8 protein-coding genes are annotated in these 25,213 nt (G+C 57.5%); 4 read left to right on the top strand and 4 right to left on the bottom strand.

The genetic code is table 11. The features are described from left to right. Positions 1-15 precede the first annotated feature (15 nt). The gene (locus Pla52o_RS15150; protein ID WP_197169261.1) at positions 16-12,648 is read right to left on the bottom strand and encodes an MBG domain-containing protein; all 12,633 of its coding nucleotides are present in this window, start codon (positions 12,646-12,648) and stop codon (positions 16-18) included. A 566-nt stretch (positions 12,649-13,214) separates the two neighbouring features. On the opposite strand from Pla52o_RS15150, the gene Pla52o_RS15145 reads away from it, so the two are divergent. Both Pla52o_RS15145 and Pla52o_RS15140 read left to right on the top strand, forming a co-directional pair. Further along, positions 13,215-14,903, top strand: coding sequence for a ShlB/FhaC/HecB family hemolysin secretion/activation protein (locus Pla52o_RS15145; protein ID WP_231612370.1), 1,689 nt, complete (start codon positions 13,215-13,217; stop codon positions 14,901-14,903). Positions 14,904-15,312: 409 nt separating this feature from the next. Then, positions 15,313-15,684: a hypothetical protein gene (locus Pla52o_RS15140; protein WP_146595444.1), complete on the top strand. Its 372-nt coding sequence runs from the start codon at positions 15,313-15,315 to the stop codon at positions 15,682-15,684. Positions 15,685-15,749: 65 nt separating this feature from the next. Here the strand turns inward: Pla52o_RS15140 and Pla52o_RS15135 are convergent, their stop codons facing one another. After that, positions 15,750-16,004, bottom strand: coding sequence for an ATP-binding protein (locus tag Pla52o_RS15135; protein WP_231612369.1), 255 nt, complete (start codon positions 16,002-16,004; stop codon positions 15,750-15,752). A 256-nt stretch (positions 16,005-16,260) separates the two neighbouring features. Between Pla52o_RS15135 and Pla52o_RS15130 the strand changes: the two genes are divergently transcribed. Beyond that, positions 16,261-17,205, top strand: coding sequence for a putative phage abortive infection protein (locus Pla52o_RS15130; protein WP_146595443.1), 945 nt, complete (start codon positions 16,261-16,263; stop codon positions 17,203-17,205). A 744-nt stretch (positions 17,206-17,949) separates the two neighbouring features. On the opposite strand, the gene Pla52o_RS15125 is transcribed toward Pla52o_RS15130, so the two are convergent. Continuing rightward, positions 17,950-19,491, bottom strand: coding sequence for a YifB family Mg chelatase-like AAA ATPase (locus Pla52o_RS15125; protein WP_146595442.1), 1,542 nt, complete (start codon positions 19,489-19,491; stop codon positions 17,950-17,952). Between the two features lie 262 nt (positions 19,492-19,753). On the opposite strand from Pla52o_RS15125, the gene Pla52o_RS15120 reads away from it, so the two are divergent. Beyond that, positions 19,754-20,773 carry a PP2C family protein-serine/threonine phosphatase gene (locus Pla52o_RS15120; protein ID WP_146595441.1) on the top strand — a complete coding sequence of 340 codons (1,020 nt, stop codon included), beginning with the start codon at positions 19,754-19,756 and terminating at the stop codon, positions 20,771-20,773. Positions 20,774-20,918: 145 nt separating this feature from the next. On the opposite strand, the gene Pla52o_RS15115 is transcribed toward Pla52o_RS15120, so the two are convergent. Further along, a complete protein-coding gene (locus Pla52o_RS15115) occupies positions 20,919-24,701 on the bottom strand; it encodes a family 16 glycoside hydrolase (RefSeq protein ID WP_146595440.1) in 3,783 nt (1,260 codons plus the stop codon). Positions 24,702-25,213: the final 512 nt, after the last annotated feature.

Genomic DNA, 25,213 nt, shown 5'->3' with positions numbered 1-25,213 from the left:
GTTTAAGGAGAATGCCTAATCTTGGCTGCGGACACGTATTTCCTGTTGGATGAAGACCTCGGAAATTTCCAGGTCTCCCGCGTCGTTTGCACCCTCAGTATCCTCAACACCGTCGCTAAGATTCTCGCCCGCTTCAGACTCGATCGGGGGCTGTCCGCCGATCAGCGGATAACTGAAAGTGATCGCCCCTTGCTGGACGCTTGGAATCAATGATTCGATGGATCGGTTGTAGTCGTCGTAGCGGATGAATTGGTCGTAGGCGTATTGCCCCGAACCGATGCCGCTGACGATCAGTTTCCCTTCCACGAGCGTGATGTTGTAGTTGTCCGCGTCGAAGTTACCAAAAGGATCCGAGGGTGTGATCTCGTAGACACCCAGCGGCGCGTCATGGATGCTACCAGGACTGGCCAGCGTCACCCCATCGATCGTGTCGTGATTCATTAAACCCGCAGTCGATATGGCCGACGGATCGAGCGTGATGGAGTTGCCGACCGGCTTGAATTGATTCAGCGCGGTGATCATCAGAGCCGCCTTGCCGACGGTGAAGGTTCCGTCGTTGAAAGTGATGTCATAGTTAGCGGCGTCAAAGGTTCCACCACCTGTAGGAGCCGAAGCGGTGATGCCGTAGCTGCCGGCATCGGCTGCGGCCGGAGCACCAGCACTTGCCAGTGTCACTGCATCGATCGTCTCGCCGTTCTGCAGTCCGCTCGCGGCAAACTCATTGCCTACGAAGCCAAAGGCATCCCCAAACGTTTTGGTTTGGTCGTTGGCGGTGATCGTCAATGCGGCGGGGTTGATCGTCAGACCGTTGGCGAGGGATGTAAACGCGATGTCATAGTTGGTTGCTTTGAATCCGTTTCCGCTTTGCACAATGCCATCGGCGACGATGTCGTAACTGCCAACGCTTGCCGTTGCGGGTTGTCCGGTGGAGTCGAATGATACCTGCGAGATGCTGTTACCGTTCTGCAACCCGGAAGCTTGGAAGGCAGTTGGATCGAGAACGTTCGAACCGTAAGTCTTGCCCTGCGCCAAGGCGGCGATCGATAGAGCTGCTTTGTCGACGGTGAAGGTTCCGTCATTGAAAGTGATGTCGTAGTTGGTGGCGTCAAAGGTTCCACCACCTGTAGGAGCCGAAGCGGTGATGCCGTAGCTGCCGGCATCGGCTGCGGCCGGAGCACCAGCACTTGCGAGTGTCACCAGATCGATCGTCTCGCCGTTCTGCAGTCCGCTGGAGCTGAACTCATCGCCCACGAAGCCAAAGGCATCCCCAAACGTCTTGGTTAGGTCGTTGGCGGTGATCGTCAGTGCGGCGGGGTTGATCGTCAGGCCGTTGGCGAGGGATGTAAACGCGATGTCATAGTTAGTTGCTTTGAATCCGTTGCCACTCTGCAGGATGCCATCGGCTACGATGTCGTAACTGCCAACGCTTGCCGTTGCAGGTTGTCCGGTGGTATCGAACGATACCTGCGAGACCGTGTTACCGTTCTGCAACCCGGATGCTTGGAAGGCAGTTGAATCGAGAACGCTCGAACCGTAAGTCTTGCCCTGCGCCAAGGCGGCGATCGATAGAGCTGCCTTGTCGACGGTGAAGGTTCCGTCATTGAAAGTGATGTCGTAGTTGGTGGCGTCAAAGGTTCCACCACCTGTAGGAGCCGAAGCGGTGATGCCGTAGCTGCCGGCATCGGCTGTGGCTGGTGCACCGGCGCTTGCGAGTGTCACCAAGTCGATCGTTTCGCCGTTCTGCAGTCCGCTGGAGCTGAACTCATCGCCCACGAAGCCAAAGGCATCCCCAAACGTTTTGGTTTGATCGTTGGCGGTGATCGTCAATGCAGCGGGGTTGATCGTCAGACCGTTGGCGAGGGATGTAAACGCGATGTCATAGTTGGTTGCTTTGAATCCGTTTCCGCTTTGCACAATGCCATCGGCGACGATGTCGTAACTGCCAACGCTTGCCGTTGCAGGTTGTCCGGCAGTATCGAACGATACCTGCGAGACGCTGTTACCGTTCTGCAACCCAAAAGCTTCGAAGGCAGTTGGATCGAGAGTGCTCGAACCGTAAGTCTTGCCCTGCGCCAAGGCGGCGATCGATAGAGCGGCCTTGCCGACGGTGAACGTGCCGTCGTTGAAAGTGATGTCATAGTTAGCGGCGTCAAAGGTTCCACCGCTCGTTGGATTTGAAGCGGTGATGCCGTAGCTGCCGGCGTCGGCTGTGGCCGGTGCACCGGCACTTGCGAGTGTCACTGCATCGATCGTCTCGCCGTTTTGCAGTCCGTTTGAGCTGAACTCATCGCCCACGAAGCCAAAGGCATCACCAAACGTTTTGGTTAGGTCGTTGGCGGTGATCGTCAGCGCGGCCGGATTGATCGTCAGGCCGTTGGCGAGGGATGTAAACGCGATGTCGTAGTTAGTTGCTTTGAATCCGTTGCCACTTAGCACAATGCCGTCGGCGACGATGTCGTAACTGCCAACGCTTGCCGTTGCTGGTTGTCCGGCAGTATCGAACGATACCTGCGAGACCGTGTTACCGTTTTGTAGCCCAAAAACTTCGAAGGCAGTTGGATCGAGAGTGCTCGAACCGTAAGTCTTGCCCTGCGCCAAGGCGGCGATCGATAGAGCTGCCTTGTCGACGGTGAAGGTTCCGTCGTTGAAAGTGATGTCGTAGTTGGTGGCGTCAAAGGTTCCACCACCTGTAGGAGCCGAAGCGGTGATGCCGTAGCTGCCGGCATCGGCCGCGGCTGGTGCACCAGCACTTGCGAGTGTCACCAGATCGATCGTCTCGCCATTCTGCAGTCCGCTGGAGCTGAACTCATCGCCCACGAAGCCAAAGGCATCCCCAAACGTTTTGGTTAGGTCGTTGGCGGTGATCGTCAGCGCGGCCGGATTGATCGTCAGGCCGTTGGCGAGGGATGTAAACGCGATGTCATAGTTGGTTGCTTTGAATCCGTTTCCGCTTTGCACAATGCCATCGGCGACGATGTCGTAACTGCCAACGCTTGCCGTTGCGGGTTGTCCGGTGGAGTCGAATGATACCTGCGAGATGCTGTTACCGTTCTGCAACCCGGAAGCTTGGAAGGCAGTTGGATCGAGAACGTTCGAACCGTAAGTCTTGCCCTGCGCCAAGGCGGCGATCGATAGAGCTGCTTTGTCGACGGTGAAGGTTCCGTCATTGAAAGTGATGTCGTAGTTGGTGGCGTCAAAGGTGCCACCACCTGTAGGAGCCGAAGCGGTGATGCCGTAGCTGCCGGCATCGGCTGTGGCTGGAGCACCGGCGCTTGCGAGTGTCACCCCATCGATCGTCTCGCCGTTTTGCAGTCCGCTGGAGGTGAACTCGTCGCCCACGAAACCAAAGGCATCCCCAAACGTTTTGGTTTGGTCGTTGGCGGTGATCGTCAATGCGGCGGGATTGATCGTCAGGCCGTTGGTGAGCGGAACAAACGTGACGTCGTAGTTAGTTGCTTTGAATCCGTTGCCACTTTGCACGATGCCATCGGCGACGATGTCGTAACTGCCGACACCAGCCGTTGCCGGTTGTCCGATGGAATCGAACGATACCTGCGAGACCGTGTTACCGTTCTGCAACCCGGAAGCTTGGAAGGCAGTTGGATCGAGAGTGCTCGAACCGTAAGTCTTGCCCTGCGCCAAGGCGGCGATCGATAGAGCAGCCTTGTCGACGGTGAAGGTTCCGTCATTGAAAGTGATGTCGTAGTTGGTGGCGTCAAAGGTTCCACCACCTGTAGGAGCCGAAGCGGTGATGCCGTAGCTGCCGGCATCGGCTGTGCCCAGTGCACCGGCACTTGCGAGTGTCACCAAGTCGATCGTCTCGCCGTTTTGCAGTCCGCTCGCGGCAAACTCATTGCCCACGAAGCCAAAGGCATCCCCAAACGTTTTGGTCAGGTCGTTGGCGGTGATCGTCAATGCAGCGGGGTTGATCGTTAGACCGTTGGCGAGGGATGTAAACGCGATGTCATAGTTGGTTGCTTTGAATCCGTTGCCACTTTGCACGATGCCATCGGCGACGATCTCGTAACTGCCAACGCTTGCCGTTGCAGGTTGTCCGGTGGAGTCGAATGAAACCTGTGCGACCGTGTTGCCATTCTGTAAGCCGGAAGCTTGAAAGGCTGTCGGATCGAGAGCGCTCGAACCGTAAGTCTTGGTCTGCGCCAAGGCGACGATCGATAGAGCAGCTTTGTCGACGGTGAAGGTTCCGTCATTGAAAGTGATGTCATAGTTGGCGGCGTCAAAGGTTCCACCACCTGTAGGAGCCGAAGCGGTGATGCCGTAGCTGCCGGCATCGGCTGCGGCCGGTGCACCGGCACTTGCGAGTGTCACCAGATCGATCGTCTCGTCGTTCTGCAGTCCGCTGGAGCTGAACTCATCGCCCACGAAGCCAAAGGCATCCCCAAACGTTTTGGTCAGGTCGTTGGCGGTGATCGTCAATGCGGCTGGGTTGATGGTGAAGGTGCTATCGGTGGTGCCAGTCAGGACGTAGAGCGAGTCCAGATTAGAGTCATCGACTCGGAGCGTGTAGGTGTTTGCGGCGGATGTGCGCGTGAGATTGAAATTCGTTGTCAATCCGATCGAATCAAGCGTGTCGCCCATTCTGAGCGTTCCACTGACCAGTTCCATTCCTGGGTCAACGGGTGCCGTCCCATACGTTGATGAGCCTCCCAAAGCGTTGACAAAAATTTCAATGATCTGCTGGGCTGAAAAGTAGAAAGAATAATTGTCAGGGTTTGTTCCAAGATAACTGCCTAAATAACCGCCTTCGAATGGAGCGAATGCGCCAACCTCATTATGAAAGGGAATGCTACCAGCGGCGACCGACCGCAGAACTCCGTTCAACTTTGCACCATCGTTCACAGCGAAGGCGTCACGGTTGGGTAAGTAGAATCGAAGCTCGCCAGGACCACTGAAGAATTGGCTATCGGCGTCTGCGGTCAGAGTGTCGGTTGTGTTTGAGGGAACGTAGTTATTCAAACCGATGGCGATTGAAGTTGAGCCGAGAAAGTAATTTTCATGAGACTCGATGGTGTGACCGATAAATCCGGCGGTCAGGTTCGCGCTTCCGCCGATGCGAAGTTTAATAGCACCGTTAGCGGATTCGCCGGTATCAGAGTCGCCTAGTTCGTCACCGTGTCCGATCACGGCATAGCGATTACCTCCAACTTTACCTTGAAGCGTAAGATTGCCGCTGGCCGTTATGTCTATTGACCCCGTACGATTACCGTCAGCCAAAACGCCACCATGGCCGAGCTGGCTATAGGCATCGCTGCCAGCGCCACTAGAGAACTCGATATCATCTGCCGCTGTGATTAGGATGTCGCCCAATTGGTAGAAGGAAGCGGCGGAACGTCCCCCGTGGCCCAGTTGACTGTAGGCATATTCGCCGTTGCCGCCGTTGAAGGTGAGATTGTCAGCGTGGGTGAGCGTGATGTCACCGCGGTTTTTGCTAAGGGCGTAAGCTCCCCCGTGGCCGAGCTGGCTGGAGGCGAAATCGCCATCGCCCGCGGTGAAAGTCAGATCGCCCCCGGCCGCGATGGTGATCGCCGCATCGACGGTCGCATCGACCGTGCCGTTGGAACTCAAGTCTGCCCCGACATGACCCAGTTGGGCATAAGCGTACTGTTTCGATCCAGCCAATGCGCGAATGCCGCCGGTCGTGCGAGCGTTGAGGCCGCCGGTGATCGCGAACGTGTCGCCTTGGTCTGTCGCCCGAAAACCAAGCTGCGCGAAGGCGAAGTGAGCCGCATCGCTACCGGTGATGTTCAGATTGTTGGCGAACACGTTGGTTGCCCCACTGCGGCTGCCGACGGCGATGCCCGTGGTTTGAGTGCCGTCGCCGATGAAGATGCTGCCTGTGCTTTCCGCTCCGCCGTCGAGGCCAAAGAGGGTGGGGACGGCGTTGACGTCGATCGCGGCAAAGGTGGCTGCGTTGAAGGGGGTTGTCCCATCCCAACCGGCGACGATGTTGAGATCGCCCCCGTCGCCGCTTCGGTTTTGTACGGCGGCGTTGAAGTTCACGTCACCGGTCGCCAACAGCGTCAGGGCTGCGGTCGAGTCGTACAGGAGATCGGAGTTGATATCGATGAACTGCGTTCCGCCGTCCCAGTCGTAATGGGCACCAAAATTCGCCTGATTCAGCGAACGTTCCAACGTGACGGCAGTGCCTCCATCGAGCGTCGCGGCAATCGCCGATGCTTCGGTCGCATTGACGGTGTAGTTGAAGAGATCGGGGTTGATGTGGTAGTAGTTGAAGTTGCCGCTGGCGACAGCGTTGCTTCCCCCACCGACAGCATACGGCCCCGTCCCAAAGACGTGCATTCCCTGATCATTCGGGAACACGTTGGATCCGTGAGCGATGCCGTTGAGCAACGCAGTCGAATCGACGTTGTCATTCCCACCGACGTACAGACGCAACTCTCCGGTACCGACGCCCCCAGAGAACAACTGGCTGTTGGTGTCGGTTGTAATGTCGCCTCGGACGCCCAGGAAGGTATCTGCGCCGATGACGTTGCCGTCGGGGTCGGTGTCGGAGTACATGCCGTCAGCGTCGATGCGATGTCCGATGACTGCGTTGGTCAGGTTCGCGCTGCCGCCGATACGGAGCATGATGTCACCGGAGACCGTCTGGTTGACGTCACTGTCATTCGGTTGGTCTCCGTGGCCGATCAAGGCGTAGCGACCGGTCAGATCCTGGCCCGTCAGTGTCAGGTTCCCATCGATCGTGACGTCGATCGTCCCGCTATGGTTGCCACGGGCATTGAATCCCCCCTGGCCCAGCTGCGTGTAGGCAGCAAAACCACCACCACCTGTGAAGTGGATGTCGCGGGCGTTGGTGATCGTCGTCGTCCCGCTGTGGTTGCCAGTGGCGGCGTATCCCCCCTGGCCCAGCTGGGCGTAAGTAGCGTCACCAGTACCCCCCGTGAAGTTGGTGTCGCGGGCGTTGGTGATCGTCGTCATCCCGCGGTGGTCGCCATAGGCATAGTATCCCCCCTGGCCCAGTTGCGCGTAGGCAGCTTCACCATTACCTCCCGTGAAGTTGATGTCGCCGGTGTTGGTGATCGTCGTCGTCCCGCTGTGGTCGCCACTGGCGGAGTATCCCCCCTGGCCCAGCTGCGCGTAGGCATAATAATTCCCACCCGTGAAGTTGATGTCACCGGTGTTGGTGATCGTCGTCGTCCCGCTGTGGTTGCCATTGGCATAATATCCCCCCTGGCCCAGCTGCGCGTAGGCAGCTTCACCAGACCCCCCCCTGAAGTGGATGTCGCCGGTGTTGGTGACTGTCGTCGTCCCGCTGTGGTCGCCAGCGGCAAAGGCTCCCCCTTGGCCCAGCTGCGCGTAAGAAGCTTCACCAGTACCCCCCTTGAAATGGATGTCGCCGGTGTTGGTGATCGTCGTCGTCCCGCTGTGGTTGCCAGCGGCCCTGTATCCTCCCTGGCCCAGCTGCGCGTAAGCCGATCCACCAGCCCCCCCCGTGAAGTGGATGTTGCGGGCGTTGGTGATCGTCGTCGTCCCGCTGTGGTTGCCATCGGCATAGTATCCCCCCTGGCCCAGCTGCGCGTAGGCACCATAATTCCCCCCCGTGAAGTTGATGTCGCCGGCGTTGGTGATTGTCGTCGTCCCGCTGTGGTTGCCTTTGACACCGGGGCCCCCTTGGCCCAGCTGCGCGTAGGCATAGTAATCACTGCCACCCTCGAAGTTGATGTCACCGGTGTTGGTGATCGTCGTCGTCCCGTTGTGGTTGCCATCGGCAGAGTATCCCCCCTGGCCCAGCTGCGCGTAGGCAGCAAAATCACCACCTGTGAAGTGGATGTCGCCGGCGTTGATGATCGTCGTCGTCCCGCCGTGGTCGCCGTGGGCCCCGTATCCCCCCTGGCCCAGCTGCGCGTAGGCCAAGTCATACCCCCCCGTGAAGTGGATGTCGCCAGCATTGTTGATCACGATAACCGCTTCGGCGGCGGCTTCGACTTTCGTATCACCGGTAAAGTTGGCTCCGACGTGGCCGATCTGCGCGTAGGCGTACGTACGGTTACCACCGGTCGCGGACAGGTTTTGCGTGGTGTGGATGCTGATCCCGCCGTTGACCGTCACATTGCTGCCATTGTCAAGCGTCGGATCTAAATCAAATCCACCCCATGCGATACCGTTGCTGATTTGGAAGCCCAGTTGTGCGAAAGCTCGATCTGTACCGTTGCTCCCTTGCAGCGCCACGTCATGGGCGAAGGCCCGAGTGGTTCCGCTGCGGCTGCCGACGGCGATGCCCGTGGTTTGAGTTCCGTCGCCGATGAAGATGCTGCCTGTGCTTTCCGCTCCGCCGTCGAGGCCAAAGAGGGTGGGGACGGCGTTGACGTCGATCGCGGCAAAGGTGGCTGCGTTGAAGGGGGTTGTCCCATCCCAACCGGCGACGATGTTGAGATCGCCCCCGTCGCCGCTTCGGTTTTGTACGGCGGCGTTGAAGTTCACGTCACCGGTCGCCAACAGCGTCAGGGCAGCGGTCGAGTCGTACAGGAGATCGGAGTTGATATCGATGAACTGCGTTCCGCCGTCCCAGTCGTAATGGGCACCAAAATTCGCCTGATTCAGCGAACGTTCCAACGTGACGGCAGTGCCTCCATCGAGCGTCGAGGCAATCGCCGACGCTTCGGTCGCATTGACGGTGTAGTTGAAGAGATCGGGGTTGATGTGGTAGTAGTTGAAGTTGCCGCTGGCGACAGCGTTGCTTCCCCCACCGACAGCATACGGCCCCGTCCCAAAGACGTGCATTCCCTGATCATTCGGGAACACGTTGGATCCGTGAGCGATGCCATTGAGCAACGCAGTCGAATCGACGTTGTCATTCCCACCGACGTACAGACGCAACTCTCCGGTACCGACGCCCCCGGAGAACAACTGGCTGTTGGTGTCGGTCGTAATGTCGCCTCGGACGCCAAGGAAGGTATCTGCGCCGATGACGTTGCCGTCGGGGTCGGTGTCGGAGTACAGGCCGTCAGCGTCGATGCGATGTCCGATGACTGCGTTGGTCAGGTTCGCGCTGCCGCCGATACGGAGCATGATGTCACCGGAGACCGTCTGGTTGACGTCACTGTCATTCGGTTGGTCTCCGTGGCCGATCAAGGCGTAGCGACCGGTCAGATCCTGGCCCGTCAGTGTCAGGTTCCCATCGATCGTGACGTCGATCGTCCCGCTGTGGTCGCCAACGGCAGTGTATCCCCCTTGGCCCAGCTGCGCGTAGGCATAGGCACCAGCACCTCCCGTGAATTGGATATCGCCGGCGTTCGTGATCGTCGTCGTCCCGCTGTGGTCGCCGTGGGCAAAGGTTCCTCCCTGGCCCAGCTGTGCGTAGGTAAAGTAACCACTGCCACCCGTGAATTGGATATTGCCCGTTGCGGTAATCAATGTGGTTCCGCTGTGGTCGCCAATGGCCCCGTATCCCCCCTGACCCAGTTGTGCGTAGGCATAAGATTCCCTGCCACCCGTGAATTGGATGTCGCCGGTTGCAGTGATCGTTGTCGTTCCGCTGTGGCTGCCGTGGGCATAGTATCCCCCCTGGCCCAGTTGCGCGTACGCGGAAAATTCACTGCCACCCGTGAAATGGATGTCGCCCGTTGCGGTGATCGTTGTCGTTCCGCTGTGGTTGCCCTCGGCTTCGTGCCCCCCCTGGCCCAGTTGCGCGTACGCAGCTTCCCTGTCTCCCATGAACTGGATATCTCGGGCATCGGTGATCGTTGTCGTCCCGCTGTGGTTGCCATCGGCGTTGTATCCCCCTTGGCCCAGTTGTGCGTAGGCAGCTTCACCACTGCCCGCCTTGAAGTTGATATCGCGGGCATTAGTGATTGTTATCGACCCGCTGTGGTCGCCATAGGCTTCGTATCCCCCTTGGCCCAGCTGCGCGTAGGTATGGTCGTAACCATTGCCCCCCTGGAAGTTGATGTCGCGAGCGTTCGTGATCGTCGTCGTGCCGCTGTGGTCGCCGTACGCCCGGTTTCCCCCTTGGCCCAGCTGCGCGTAGGAATAGTGACTGCTGCCAGCTTTGAAGTTGATGTCGAGAGCATTGGTGATCGTCGTCGTCCCGCTGTGGTTGCCATCGGCCTTGTATCCCCCTTGGCCCAGCTGTGCGTAGGAATAGAGACCGCTGCCAGCTTTGAAGTTGATGTCGAGAGCATTGGTGATCGTCGTCGTCCCGCTGTGATCGCCATCGGCGTTGTATCCCCCCTGGCCCAGCTGCGCGTAGGAAGCATCATACCCTCCCCGGAAGTTAATGTATCCCATGTTGGTGATCGTCGTTATCCCGCTGTGGTTGCCATTGGCGTTGTATCCCCCTTGGCCTAGCTGCGCGTAGGAATTGGAACTTGTGAAGTTGATGTCACCGCTGTTTGTGATTGTCGTCGTGCCGCTGTGGTCGCCACGGGCAAAGTATCCCCCCTGGCCCAGTTGTACGTAGGAAGTCGAACTACCTCCTCCTGTGAAGTGGATGTCTCCCGTATTGGTGATCGTCGTCGTGCCGCTGTGGTCGCCGTACGCCCGGTATCCCCCTTGGCCCAGCTGCGCGTAGGAAGCAGTACCATTGCCCCCTGTGAATTGGATGTCACCCCCTACGGCGATCTCGATGATCGCATCGGCGGCGGCTTCAACTTTCGAACCACCGTTCAAGTCGGTCCCGACGTGGCCGACCTGCGCGTAGGCGAGCGCAAGGTTTCCACCGATCGCGGACAGGTTTTGCGTGGTGTGGATCGTGATCCCGCCGTTGACCGTCACATTGCTGCCGTTGTCAATCGTTGGATCTAAATCAAATCCCCCCAAAGCGATGCCGTTGCTGATCTGGAAGCCCAGTTGTGCGAAGGCCCGATCTGTACCGTTGCTTCCTTGCAGCGCCACGTCATGGGCGAAGGCCCGAGTGGTTCCGCTGCGGCTGCCGACGGCGATGCCCGTGGTTTGAGTGCCGTCGCCGATGAAGATGCTGCCGGCGTTGTTTCCAAAGAAAGTGGCTGCCGCGTTAACATCCACTGCCTCAAATGTGCTGGCATTGAAGGCGGTTGTGCCATTCCAACCTGCGACGATGTTGATGTCGCCTCCGGTGGCGTTGCGGTTTTGTACGCTGGCATTGAAGTGGATGTTGCGATGCGCCAGGAAGGTTAGGTCGTAGCTGGAGTCGTACAGAATGTTGCTGTTGACCGTGATATCGCCGAAGTCGGTGTTGTTGCCGGAGGAACCAAAGTTAGTGTCGTCAACGCTGGTTTGAATGGTGACGTGGTTGCTGGTCAGGGCGTTGATGATGTTCGTTGCCTGGGCCGCCCCAATGACGTAGTTGAACGGATCGAGCAGCAGATGGCCGCCGCCGGTGTCGACGCTGCCGGCAAAGTTCAGCTGCTGTTTTCCCGAGACTTCGACAAGTCCGCCGCTGCCCAGCGGTACGCCGCGTGCTGAGATCGTGCCGTGAAAGTCGGTGTTCCCATCGGACCACAGAACCACCGTGCCCCCATCGCCGAAATCGATGGCGTTGGCTTGGATGACAGATGCCGCGTCGACGGTGGTCGATTGTGAGTTTGCGATCGAGCTGTTGTTACCCTGGTAGCCGCCGCCGATGTTGACCGAGCCTCCACCGCCGATGGCCGATGCATCGATTGTCGCGTTGGACAGTTCCACGCTGTCGCCGGTGATTGTGACCTGTGGTCCGGCGACGCGGGTTCCCGCCGAGCTCGATTCCGTTTGCGGCGATGTATTGGTCGCCACGACCGAACCCGAAACGGTGGCCTGCTGCGTTCCATGCATCACGACGGCGCCGCCGCCGGGGCTGGATGCGGTGATCTGTCCGCTGTGCTGAACCGAACTGCCGTTAAGGTAAACGTTGCCGCCGGACGAAGCCGATGGCGCAGTGGACTGGATGACTTGCGGGTCTGCTGGCGTCTGAGAGCCACTGGAGGCGTGAATCGTTCCGCTGTTCATCACGCGGCCCCCCGGAGCGGTCAGGTACACATCGCCGCCGCTCATCAACGCTCCGGTGGCGCGCACGGTGCCACTGTTGCCGATCACGCTGGCGTATTCACTGACCCCATTTTGAATTGTCGCGTTATCGGCCTGAACGTAGGTCGCCCCGTTGCTTAATCGGACGCTTCCGCCAAGGCTGTTGATGATGCCTTGGTTGTAAACCTCGTTGCCGATCAGGTGCGCCCCGCCGCTGCCGGTGTTGATCGTCCCTTGGTTGATCACGCTGGCATTGGAAGAACCGCTAAAATTCAGCGGCCCGCCGTTCATGAACTCACGGTTGCCGATATCAAAGGTCGACGCGGTAAATCCGTTGGTCGTGATCACGCCCGATGGCCCGACCAACACACCACTGGGATTGACCAGATAGACGTTGCCGTTGGAATTCAGATTGCCGTAGATCGACGATGGGCTGCCCGGCGTCGTCACTCGGTTTAGGACGGCGGAGTTGGCACCGGGTTGGTTGAAGTTGGTGGTGTTGCCGGCACCAATGTTAAAACCTTGCCAATTAATGATCGCCCGATCGGTGGTCGAGTTCACGTTCAGCGTCGACCCGGAGGTGGAGATCGTGGCCGCACCCGCAACGACCGTCCCGCCAGTGGGGTTTTGGGCGCGGACAAGCGGTGCGGCGCATGGTTGAAAGACGATTAGAAGGCATAAAGCCACTCGCGCAACGTTCTGGCAAACGAGAGCATAGGACTGGGTACGGCGCATCTTCGGTAAACTCCAAACTCAAACTGGCTTATTCACTTCCCCAAACGATATCGAAACCTGCGTATTCACGAAGATGGGGCGGTGCCCAGAATACACCGACAGAAGGGGTGGGCAATAGTGGAAGTGGCGATTGTGCGGATTGCTTCATCTTTTTCGATTAGCTTCATCTTTTCCGATTAGGACGCGGCTTGATTTTTAAGGAGTTAGCGTTTTCGACAGGGGGTTCACCCGCTGCTGGTGGGACGGCAGAGCATGGTTGACAACCATGGGGCGGGGGCGACGGGATGGAGGGATCGCAGTGGTTGGATGGGCCGCTGTGATCAGTTAAGGGGCGCCCGTGCACTTTGCCTGCGCGGGCACGTAACATCTGGTCGAACCAGACTCTTAGGAAGCGGTCGCCTACGGAATGATGCATCGCGATTTACTGAAATGGAATTCAATACAAGGCGCCCGAGATGAGGTCTTTTTGCACGTGGACAGCGACCGTTGCGTTAGCGATTTGCGCAACGAGTTCGAGCGTGTTGTCTCAAGACTACCAGCGGTATCGGCCGCTTCGAGTCGACGAACTTCGCCCTCAATCGATCCCGAGAGTTGAGCGAGAACCGCTTGCTGAAGTCGAAGGCAGCGATAAGGTGCTCGTCGATGAATTGAAGGCGGTGATCATTTGGGATGACGCCCAACAGATCGATCCGGAAGAAGCGCACGAAGGGATCACCGGGATCGATGTCCGGTTTGCAGCACGCGATTCGCTGGTCTACCGTTCGGGGGTTCAGGGCATCGTCCGTGGCTACATCGGTGGTCAGGTTACGCTACGGAATCTGAACCAGATGTCCCGCGACATCATTTTGTATTATCGCAAGTGCGGACAGCCCGTCGTTGATGTCGTTATCCCCGAGCAGAAAATTACGGCCGGTGTCGTGCAGATCGTCGTGATCGAATCGCGAATCGATCGGGTGCAAGTCAAGGGGGGACGTTACTTCAATGCCAAGGAATTGTGCCGTTGGGTCCAGTGCACCCAAAGCGGCAATCGGATCTATGAATCGAACATCAGTAACGATCTGTTTTGGTTGAATCAAAATCCTTTCCGCATCGTGGGTGTCGATTTAAAGGCCGGCAAAGAAGATGGCACGACGGACGTGATCTTTGAAGTCAAGGATGTCTTCCCGATTCGAACCTATCTGGGATACGACGACACTGGCGTCCAAAGCCTTGGTTTGGAACGTTTTAACGCCGGGATCATCTATGGCAACTTCCTTCACCGCGACGGAATCCTGAGTTACCAATATACTGCCGACGGTGATTTTTCGTTGTTGGAAGCTCATGCTGTCAGCTATTCGCAGCCGATCAATCGCGAGTGGAGTTTCAATTCCTACGGCAGTTGGGCAGGCGTCCGTCCAAGCGTTCCTGGGTTCAACCAGGATGGCGAAAGCTGGCAGCTTGGTACCGCCGTGACACGGCACTGGAAAAAGAATCGATACGTCGACTTTAACACCTCGCTGGGGCTCGACTTCAAGTCGACCAACAACAACCTGGAGTTTGGCGGCGTGCAAGTGCAGGACTCGACCGCAGACCTTGTCGAAATTCGACTGGGGCTCAGCTATCTGCGACGTTTCTGTGGAACGGAGTATCTCTATATCAACAGTGACACGTTTGTTGGACCGGGGGATGGATTCACTAAAGACAACACGACCGCCGCTTTCGATACGATTCGTGCCGACACCGATCCGACTTTCGTCTATTCGCGTTTGCGGATGGAGCGTTTGTGGAATGTCAAGAATGACTATCAAGTCATCGGTCGGTTCGCCGGTCAGCTGTCGTCGGAGCGATTGTTGTACAGCGAAACGCTGGGCTACGGTGGCTTTGATTCAATTCGCGGTTACGACCAAAGGACTTACAACGCAGACAACGGATGGATCGCGAATCTCGAAGTTGGCCCGCAGCCCTATCGCTGGGGTGATCGGGCCCATCCGAACATCTTTCGAATGTTTGGTTTTGTCGATGCGGGACAAGGCTTTGTCTTGAACGCGCAGCCGGGTGAAGTCCCAGACCAATTTTTGATTAGCGCAGGTGTCGGTATTCGTGCATCGATCAATGACCGGGTCTCATTGAGAGCGGAATACGGTCACGGATTCGAAGACGTTCCCGGTATCGCCTCCCGCGACCGCGTCCACATCGGGCTCGTGTCTTTGATGGGACCGCGGCCGTAGTGCAACCGCTAAGGTTTATTGGCGTTTCGGCGATTCTTGATTGCCTGGGTAGGGCGGAGGGGGCCGGTCGGAGTTCGTCTGCGGGCTCACGCCCAATGCTAGATGCTGGCGCCGCTACCGTGGCTGGGGAGGCGAATCGCGAAACGATGACAGTTCATGGACCGCTCGCAGCGCAACCGGGCGATCGTAGGCTTGTGGTTGCGATCTCAATAGCGCGACAATGTCTTCTAGGACTCAGCTGCAAACAAGGGATTCAGAACCAGGGCGCTCGTGGTCGCAAAGCGATCAGAAGCAATGAGAGCAATCAGTAGCTGGCGCGAATCAGCGCCACTGTCGTAGCCCGCGTCGGCGGGTTCGAGCTCGTGGAGCGACCCCAAGTGTGGCGGAATTGACGCTACCCACCAAAATCTTGCTAGCACACATAGGTAAAGCTAGCAAAGCGATAGGTGGGTGGCACGAATGGCACGAGGGTTGGGAATCGGAACTGAAGCAGTTTTGCGAGAGTTATCAACTGGCATCCGCAGAAACGGCTCGTCGCGGGGGCGCGATAGAGTTGGTCTATCGGTTGGTTCCCAAGGCGGATGGCGACGCGGTTCAATTGATCGCTTCGCTCAACGCGATCCCCACCGTTGAATCCGCTGCTGCCAAAGTGCTCTACGCCTGGGCTACTAAATCGTTGGACGTGTCTTGGCAATTTGACCGGCGGTGCCAATCACCTAGATTTCCTCTTGGTGACCCTGCAATAAAAATTGGCAAAATGATTGACGGGCAAAATGATTAAAAACCAAACCGCCTCGACCCTGAAAATCATTCTGCCAAACCCACGCACTTAAGTGCCTCGAGGAACTAAGCCCGGCCATGACAGTGCTTTTCTTCGTCCGGCGATGGAGGGCTTCCGCCACCGACGAGTCCCGCGTCGCTGATCGTATGATGCGGGCTGCGAAACGGACGACACGCCAGTAGCGGTTGCCCGGCGGGCAATTGCCCCAGCGCACTGTAGATCCGCGTCGTGGCGATCGATTCGGGAGCCGTCAGCGGCGGCAGGATCGTGGGCATCCGTTTGGCCAGCATCGTTTTGCCGCTGCCGGGCGGGCCGACCATGATAACGATCTAGCAGGTTCCGCCCATTGCTGGCCCGTCGCCGTGTGATCGAATCCAAGAGCCGAACGGTCGCGGCTAGGCTCACCGGTTCACCCGTTTGCCAGCCCAGCCCGGCACGTTCGACGTGCTGGGTGGTTGAACGCTGGCAGGGAACGGGACAGGCGATGAGATGGGGGCAAGAGTGGCATCTCACCGCAGCCCTATGATGCAGTTACAATCACGGCACTCTGATTAAACATCGTGCGGTAAAGTAAGAATGACAGAAACAGACAAATCTGATCCCAGCCCCGAGTCCAAATTCGCCTGGGTTCAATGGGTACTATTTTCTTGCATTGCAATCGCAATCGTTATCGCGATTTTGATGACGCCGGCAGTCGTGAAATTGGCGACAGGCATGGAGCCAGAAACAGCAGGTGAATTTGGTGACATGTTCGGCGCTGCAAACGCCCTGTTTTCCGGCCTCGCACTCCTCGGCGTTGTGATTGCCATTATCCTGCAAAGTCAGGAACTGGCGTTACAGCGGCAGGAGCTAAGGGAGACACGGGAAGTTCTGAAAGAGCAACGTAACGAAATGAAGTTACAAAACGCAGCATTTGGAAAACAGCAGTTTGAAAGCATGTTCTTTCAAATGGTGTCTCTGCACAATCAAATCGTTAATGACTTAGACACTCCAAAGAGCACGGTTAAATTCGCGAAGGCAATGACGAAAGTGTTTCAGCGTAATACGGGGCAGAACTCAGGGGATACAGAATCAAACTTCACGACGGAAATTGTTAGAGGTCGGGACGTATTCGAGGTTTTCTACGAGCAGTTGCGCCTTCAAACAAGAGGCCTGGAAAGCGAAACACAAACGCCGGATGGTCGGGGGCATTTTGATGGTGAGTACGATTCATTCTATCAGGATCATTCTTCGGACCTCGGCCACTATTTCCGCAATTTGTATACGATCGTGAAATACGCAGACGAGCATGGCGGAGGCACGGCTCAGACCTATGTCAACATTCTTCGAGCTCAGTTGTCAGCATACGAGTTGGCGTTGCTGTTTTACAACTGTACGTGCGGTCTCGGCGTGATATGTTTTGCTCCACTTGTTGAAAAGTACGCCCTGTTGGAACACATGGAGGAGGATATGTTTCTTGACGAAAGCCATGCGACCTGGATTGGTGACGATGCGTTTAAGGAGCGATTGCCTGACGGGTAGATGCTATTTAGCTTGGGTTAGCAATTTCACAGGACTTCGTCTGGCGCAACGATACGGGGAAGCAAGTGGTGACCGCGGGTCAAACCGATGGTAAACCATGGGACGAACATACAGCATGCATTGAGCAAGCGTGTTTGAGCCTAGAGCGGTGGGTGGTTCAGCGGCCATCGCAGCCACCTCCCGCCGTGATTTTATGCTTTGAACCACGGCGGGCGGAGGGCGCCCTTGTAGCCAAGGCAATCTCATGAAAACTAAAACTTCTACGACACGCCGTTCGTGCGATGCTAAATACTCTACCGTCATTCGGCACGCTGGCGATGCCGTTGCCCTTGGTACGCCTGCTGTCCTTGTTGCCAGAAAGTCTCCGGGCGAATCGTCGCCCAACCGTTTGGCAACGCAGGTCGAACGCGTGTCGGCCCGTATGCCTCTGTCTCGCGTTGCCAGCCCAGCCCCGGCACCCGTTTGGGCGTGTTCGGCGGTTGGACGCAGGCAGGGGGCGCCACAGGGGCGGACAAAAGGCGTCCGGGGGGACGAGCCGTTACGGCAATCGGTGTCAGGCACTTAGATTTGCGTTTGGGCCCTCCCCGGAAAACTCGCTAAAGGCTCGTACTTCGACCCTCCCTGCTTCGCTGGGCGGGTGGTGCACGCGGTTGCTATAAGTGGGTTTACGTGCAGCACGACATTCATAGTGGGGAGTGAATGTTGGACGTGAGTCGGCTTGGAAAGCCGAGCGGCAATGGAGCGTTAGCTCCAAAAATCGCGGTCCAGGCTGCGGTAGCCGATCGCTTCGGCGAGGTGCGTTTCATCGATCGACTCATCGCCAGCGACGTCGGCGATCGTTCGAGCGACTCGTAGGATCTTGTCGTGCGCTCGCGCCGATAACCCCATCTCCTCGACACTGTGACGCAACATGTGCTGGCACGGTTTGTTGAGTCTACAGAATTGACGCACTTGGCGGCTGCTCATTTGCGCATTGTACTGAACCGCTCCGTTACCGAAACGAGCCAACTGGCCTTGGCGAGCTTGCATGACATCCGCTCGCATCTGGGCGCTGGTGGTTCCAGCACCCGATGCGGAAGCGAGTTCATCAAACGGTACCGCAGGGACTTCGATATGGATGTCGATACGATCCATCAATGGACCCGAAATCTTTCCCATGTACTTTTCGATCTGCGATGGCAAGCAGTTGCAAGTCCGACGTGGGTCGCTGCGGTAGCCACAGGGACAGGGGTTGGCCGCCGCGATCAACATAAATGTGGCTGGGAACGTGGTGCTGCGGATCGCACGCGAGATCGTGACAACGCCGTCCTCTAGTGGTTGCCGCATCACCTCGAGGGTTTTGCGGTTGAACTCAGGCAATTCATCCAGGAACAAAATCCCGTTGTGCGCCTTGCTGATTTCGCCCGGCGATGGAGGGCTTCCGCCACCGACGAGTCCCGCATCGCTGATCGTATGATGCGGACTGCGAAACGGACGACACGCCAGTAGCGGTTGGCCGGCGGGTAATTGTCCCAAGGCGCTGTAAATCCGCGTCGTGGCAATCGACTCGGCAGCCGTCAATGGCGGCAGGATCGTGGGCATCCGTTTGGCCAGCATCGTTTTGCCGCTGCCGGGCGGGCCGACCATGATTAGGTTGTGGTTGCCGGCCGCGGCGAGTGTCATCGCTCGTTTAGCCGATTCTTGGCCACGGACGTCACCAAAGTCGACTTCGTAGGTACTGAACTCTTCGAATAGCTGGTTGACACAACTTGGGACCGGTTCGATCTCGAGCTCGCCTGCAAAAAAAGCAACCGCTTGCGCCAAGCTGCATACCGGAATCACCTCGATGCCGTCCACGACGGCTGCCTCGTGCGCGTTTTCGGCGGGGACCACTAGTCCTTTTAAGTTTGGGTTCTTGGACGCTTCGATCGCGATCGAAAGGGCGCCTCGGATGGGCCGGGTCAGCCCTTCGAGCGCCAGTTCGCCGACGACGGCGTAGTCTTCGAGTCGTTCGAGCGACAATTGACCGCTGGCCGCTAAGACGCCAAGGGCAACCGGTAGGTCAAACGAGGCCGCTTGTTTGGGGAGATCACCGGGGGCCAAGTTGATCACGATGCGGTCTTGAGGACGCGTGAATCCACTGTTGACGATTGCGCGTTCCACGCGGTGAGTGCTCTCTTTGACCGCGGCGTCGGGCAATCCGACCAGCAGGGTCTTGGGCAGTGCGGCGGGTGAGATGTCGACTTCGACATCGACCGGCATCGCCTCGATCCCTAGCAACGTGAACGTTTTTAGCCGCGCGAGCATGAGAGCCTCGGTATTCACAGAAGAAAAGTACGGCCGATCGATTGCCGAGCGTTCTTCGCAAAGTCCCTCGTGTCGCCGACGCGTCGATCGTCTCCATTCCATCATACCCGCTTCATCTTACCCGATCTCGATCCAATCGCGTGTAGCGGAGGTTTCCTTGAGCGACACCGCCTCGACATTCTGGTATTTTAGTATGGGGCTTCACCACAAACGCCATCGGTGCGAGTCAAAATGCAATCTTCGACGGTGAGTCGCGATCAAAATGAATGGTTCTAACAGTGATGCTTTCAAAGACACCAAGCCGAAGCATGAGGTCGGCATTGTCACCCATGGATTGAGCGATCGGGGGAATGTTCGTGATTCGAACCAGGACCAGTTTTTGATTGGGACGCTGCGCCCTTGTGTTCATGCCGCTTCAAGCAGTTTGGGGGCGGAGGGGAGCCATCCGTTTTTTGGCGAGAAGCAGAGCGATATTTTGATCGTCGCCGATGGGATGGGGGGGCATGCCGCCGGGGAAAGGGCGAGTCAGTTAGCGGTGGAGTATCTTGTCCAAAGGCTCGCCGAACAATCATGGCCCAGCACCGCGCCCGATGTCGCCGACCCGAGTGCGCATGAGGAATGGCTGCAAGGCGTGCTGAGGGACACTCATTTACAGATTTTACAGGAAGCGGAATCGCATCCTGAGCGATTTGGGATGGGGACGACGTTGACCATGGCTGAAATCGTTTGGCCACGGATGTCCGTACTGCACGCTGGCGATAGTCGCTGTTATTTGATCCGAGACGGAGTTCCGATACGGCTAACAACCGACCACACGCTGGCGCGACGCATGGTCGAGTCAGGTGATTTGAACCACGAAGACGAGCCTGAGAGTCGCTGGAGTAACGTGCTTTGGAATGTCCTCGGCGGGCGATTGGAGGGCGAACTTGTCGCTCAGGTGGAAACGGTAGAGTTGCACTTAGGGGATGTCGTCGTGCTTTGCAGCGATGGTTTGTATCGCTATGTGGGAGACGAGTTGTTGGCATCCATCATTAGCGAGGAAGGCGATTCGCAATCGATTTGCCGAGAATTGGTGCGGGTCGCGAACGCTGCCGGAGGCGAAGACAATATCACGGTGATCGTCGCGCAAATGTTGCTAGATACAGGCGATGAAACGGGCAGGACCGCGATCCAGGAGGAGACGGTGGTGGAAGAGACCTACGGTTCCATCGAAGTCGATGACGGTACCTTGGCGATGCTGAGTGAGTTTGACACCACGATCGATCGCTCTTCGTCAACGTGACGCATAAAAAGGGACGCTCACAAAGAGATCGCTGCGGGGGCGTTGGCGTGGGGGCGTTGGCGTGGCAGCGAAGCGGTAAGCCGCGCAAATGCGACGTCCCTCCAAGCGGACGGACGCCGCATTTTGCATCGCGGTAAAGCTGTCGCTACTTTTGGTAGCGACGATCGTTGGCGTTGCCCGCCGACATCAGGTAGGCGATTAAATCGCGAATCTCTTCTTGGCTCAACGCATCGAGCAAGCCTTCGGGCATCTGGGACACCGCCGCTGGCTCCATCGATTCGATCTCGTCTTTCGAGACCACCACCGGTTTGTCGGTCGCCTTGATCGGATAGACCTCGATCTTGTCACCCTTGTCCACCACGATTCCCGTGACGACTTGGCCGCTGTCGACGAGCACATTGGTCGAACCGTATTGGTCCGAAATATCCTTGCTGGGATGGACGATCGCTTCGACCACGTAGCGTTGGTCAAACTTGTTGGGAATGCTGGTCAAGTCGGGGCCGACGCCGCCGCCTAGGCCGGCCAAACGATGACATTTGCCACACTCGGCGGCAAAGAACAAACTTCGGCCGCGCTCGAAATTAGGTTTGCCGCTTGCGGCAGCCAGCGCTTCGTCGAGCTTCCATTTTTTCCCAGGCCCCTTGGGCGGGCTGATCTCAAAGTCCGGAACCGGATTGAAATCCTCGCCCGTGATATCCTGTAACGCCGCTCGCTCTTCGTTGGAACAGGTTTCGAGTGACTCGGTTCGCATGTTTTCCAGGAATCCAGGATAGCTGGCGCCGCCGGAGGCTTTGGCGGCTCGATTCAGGAATTCGAAGTAAGCCCTTCGCTGGCTTAGGGTCCATCCGGTTGCCATATTTCGCAGTTCAAACGCCAGTGCGATTTCTTGCGACGGTGGCGGGTTCTCACGCATTTTATTAATGCTCGCTCCGTAGCCCTGGTTTCGGCTGGCCAACTCTTCCCAATCGGGGATCACCGGTTCGGAGCCGTCAGTGATCAATTTCATTGCCTTGTCAATCACGCCCGGCGAACGCAAATAAACCAGGATCGTAACCAATTCGCGATTCACGTCGGAGGATTGATTGGGCAGCAAACTATCCAGTTCCGCAATGACTTGTTTTCGCTGCTCTTCGCTCGGCTTGCCCAAGCGGATGAAGGTCAATTCATAGGCTCGCAATAATCCTAGCAGTTGCATTTCGGAAAGTTCGGTCGGTTCCATTGCCAACAAGCTGTTTAGCAGCGGCCCTTGGTGACTCGCATCACCGAGTCGTGCAAGTGCCACGGCCGAGGTGATTTTGGTTTGCAAATCCGATTCGCTTAGCACGCGATCGGCCCACTGGGCGACCGGTTGTGATTCGATCGCAACTCGTGCTGCGGCGCGAATGAAACGGTCTTCGCTGGCCAAATAGGGCCACGCGGTCTCGATTGCTTTGGCATCGACGTGGCCGTGGAAGGCTTCGAGCATGCGCCGCGTCTGGCGTGCTTTCGCACTCGCGTCGTTTGCATTGGTCGCGGGTGCCGCCGTCGATTGGTCACCGACATATCGGACGCGAAAGAAAGCCGAATCCGCGCCACGGCCGCCGACGGCAAAGTAAAAGTGTCCATCCGAACCGACCACCGCGTCCGTCACAGGGAGCGGTGTGCCGTACACAAACGGCTCACTTTCCCCGCTGTATCCCGCGCCGTTGGGCGTCATGTGAACGGCGTAAATCGTTCCAAACGTCCAATCGAGTGCATACAGTGCCTCTTGGTACTTCGTTGGAAACGCGGCTCCGATTCCTGAGGCGACGCCCGTGGGCGAGCCGGGACCGATGTCCACGACGGGTGGCAGACTGTCTTCGAAATACGGACGCCATTTCCCGCTGCCGCTGCGCCAACCGTAGTCGCCACCGCTGACGACTTGGCAAATTCGAGTGGGGCGGTACCACGGCATGCCCATGTCCCATTCCATGTCGGCATCAAAGGTGAACATGTCACCGAAGCGGTTCAGTGCGACGTCGTACTCGTTGCGGAAGCCGATACAGATCAGCTCTTGTTTTTTCGTTTCAGGATCCAGCCGTGTGACCCAGCCACCGGGCGCCATCAAGCCACGGGCATGCCCGCGAGCGTCCCACATTCGTGGCAATAGAAAATCTTCGTCCCATGATTGAACTCGCTTGGACGCAATGTTACCCATCGGGGCATGGTTCCCGCCGACCATGTAAATGCCTTTACCGTCTTCGGTTAAAATCAGAGCATGGTTACCATGCTCACCGCCCCCGGTTTTACTCGGGTAACGCTCGGCGGTATCGAGTTTGCCGTCTTGATCGCTATCGGTGACGCGATACAAGTGGCCGCCGTTGCGGTGCACCCACAATGAATCAAACGCCCACAATAAGCCTTGAGCCCCCGAGAGGACTTGGCCGTTCTCGGGATCTTTGACGACGATCGGTTCAACCTTGGTTTGTCCGTCGGCCAAGGTGATATGAAACAGTCCCTTGTCGGCTTGGTCGCTGGCGTAGAAGCCGCCGTTTGCATCGGTGGTGATGCAAACCCAGCTTCCTTCGGATTTCGGGACCTCGTACAAGCGATCGATCACAAAACCAGGTGGAGTGATGATGTGACGCGGATTCAGTGGATCGTTGTTGCCACCGGATGCGGTGTAGTTAGGAACGTTCCAAGGACCGACACCCAATTTGCCAGCCACGTGCAGCGTCCCGGTGGCCCAAGTCGCAGCGTCAGTCGCCCCGGTTTGCCAGCCGTCGGTGACGCTTTCGGCGATCTGCCATGACGCATCTGTAATGACGGTCGTCTCGGTCTGATTGGCCAATTCCGCAGTCATCTTCAGCACCAACGCCGCGACGCCTTCGTCGTTCTGCCCTTCGATCGCGATCACGTTCTCGCCGACTTTTAGCTGTTTTGCGACATCGGCTTCGACCGGCTCCTGCCATGCATCACTTTGACCTACCTGTTGCCCGTTGATCCAAATTTTGACGTGGTTATCGCAAGTGGTGTACAGACGAGCTGATTTCGCGGCCGCAGCGAGCGAGAACGATTTTCGAAAGAACCGCTTTTGATTCTTGGTCGATTGTTTGCTCCAAATCCACTGAGCTTCGGGGGCGCTCGTCAGCCACTTCTTCTTCGCATCGGGTGATTGTGGATTCGCTGCCGCGTCGTCTTTGCTTGGTGTCGTAGCGGATTCCGAGAGCTTGCGAACAAGCTGCTTGCCCGATTCCGCATCAAGGTTTCGCAGCAACAGGTTACGGAACTCGACTTTCATCGCAGGTCCAGCGTGCAGTTGCAATCCGAGCACTCCTTTGTGCAACGCTTTGGGGTGATCGTCGGTCACGTCGACGGTGGTCACGCCATTAACTTGATGGATGATGCGGTTGCCGACGGCAACGATCCGCAGGTCGTTCCACTGAGTGTCGGTGAGTTGCTCACTACTCGGCAGTTGGGCAAGCACTTGCTTTTCGCCATCAGATTGGATCTGAATTTTTTGACCGCGAGTTGCAATGATGCCACGGTCGGCAAACTTTTCGCCGTACATCATGCCAAAGTAGTTCTGGCTGGGATGCAGATCCGCCTGGTATCCCGCCAGCACAAATCGGTCCGCATCGACGATGTTGCTGCGGTATTGGACGCCCGAGTTATTGCCCTCGAAACGGACTTTACAGCGGAATTCAAAATCGGCGACTTCGCCGTCTTGCCACACCAAAAAGGTGTTGCCTTTGGTTGGATTTTCCGGGGTCGTTTGTCCTACGATCGCCCCTTGCGAGACCGACCAAAAACCATCGACTCCCTTCCATCCCGAAAGGTCATTCCCGTTGAACAGGATCCTAAACTTTTCAGTACCCGGGGAGCTGTTTTGGGGTGGCTCGGCCGCGAACGACTGCGTGACCGCGAGCAACAGAAATAACAACGAGGGGAAAAAAGAGTGCAGCGGCATCGAAGTTCTGCTGGGATGGAGGGAAAGAGAGGGGCGAATCGCCGGGGCAGGACACGCTGGGTGCGAGACGGATTAGTGTACACCGAAGAAAATGCAAAATCTATCGATTGTCGACGGTGTCTGGGGGGCAATCGTTCGCTATGGGTAGTAAGCAAATGGCATGCGGACGACCTGCATTTGAGCGGGCTCGATCGTCCACCGATCGTTTAACGCGATGGAAACCGCACCTGGACTCTTCTTGTTTTGGGCCTGTGATGGGCACGGGTGAATGCAATCACCATCGTCGTACGCCGCTCTGTGTTTTCGACTCAGTGAGTCTGAGCAGCTGTTTTTTCTCGCGAAAGTGCATTTGCCGGAATGCCTTTGCTTAGGCTCTTGGGGGCGGCCTACGGCATTACAATACCTTCAGTCTGGAGGGGGAATACTAAAAACTTAGCATTGCCGCCCCGCATCGGGTATATTCGGAACCTGCTCGCTATCTGCCTGCCCCGCCTCTCGCCCCATCTACGAAT

This window comes from Novipirellula galeiformis, from assembly GCF_007860095.1.
GTDB classification, from domain to species: Bacteria; Planctomycetota; Planctomycetia; order Pirellulales; family Pirellulaceae; genus Novipirellula; species Novipirellula galeiformis.
The sequence above is the reverse complement of the archived record's forward strand: the minus strand, read 5'-3'. Positions and strand labels throughout refer to the sequence as shown.

Bases quoted from the DNA above. Each gene is read 5' to 3' on its own strand.
- Pla52o_RS15135 (WP_231612369.1), bottom strand. From the start codon at position 16,004: ATGGTCGGCCCGCCCGGCAGCGGCAAAACGATGCTGGCCAAACGGATG.
- Pla52o_RS15130 (WP_146595443.1), top strand. From the start codon at position 16,261: ATGACAGAAACAGACAAATCTGATCCCAGCCCCGAGTCCAAATTCGCC.
- Pla52o_RS15125 (WP_146595442.1), bottom strand. From the start codon at position 19,491: ATGCTCGCGCGGCTAAAAACGTTCACGTTGCTAGGGATCGAGGCGATG.
- Pla52o_RS15120 (WP_146595441.1), top strand. From the start codon at position 19,754: ATGAATGGTTCTAACAGTGATGCTTTCAAAGACACCAAGCCGAAGCAT.
- Pla52o_RS15115 (WP_146595440.1), bottom strand. From the start codon at position 24,701: ATGCCGCTGCACTCTTTTTTCCCCTCGTTGTTATTTCTGTTGCTCGCG.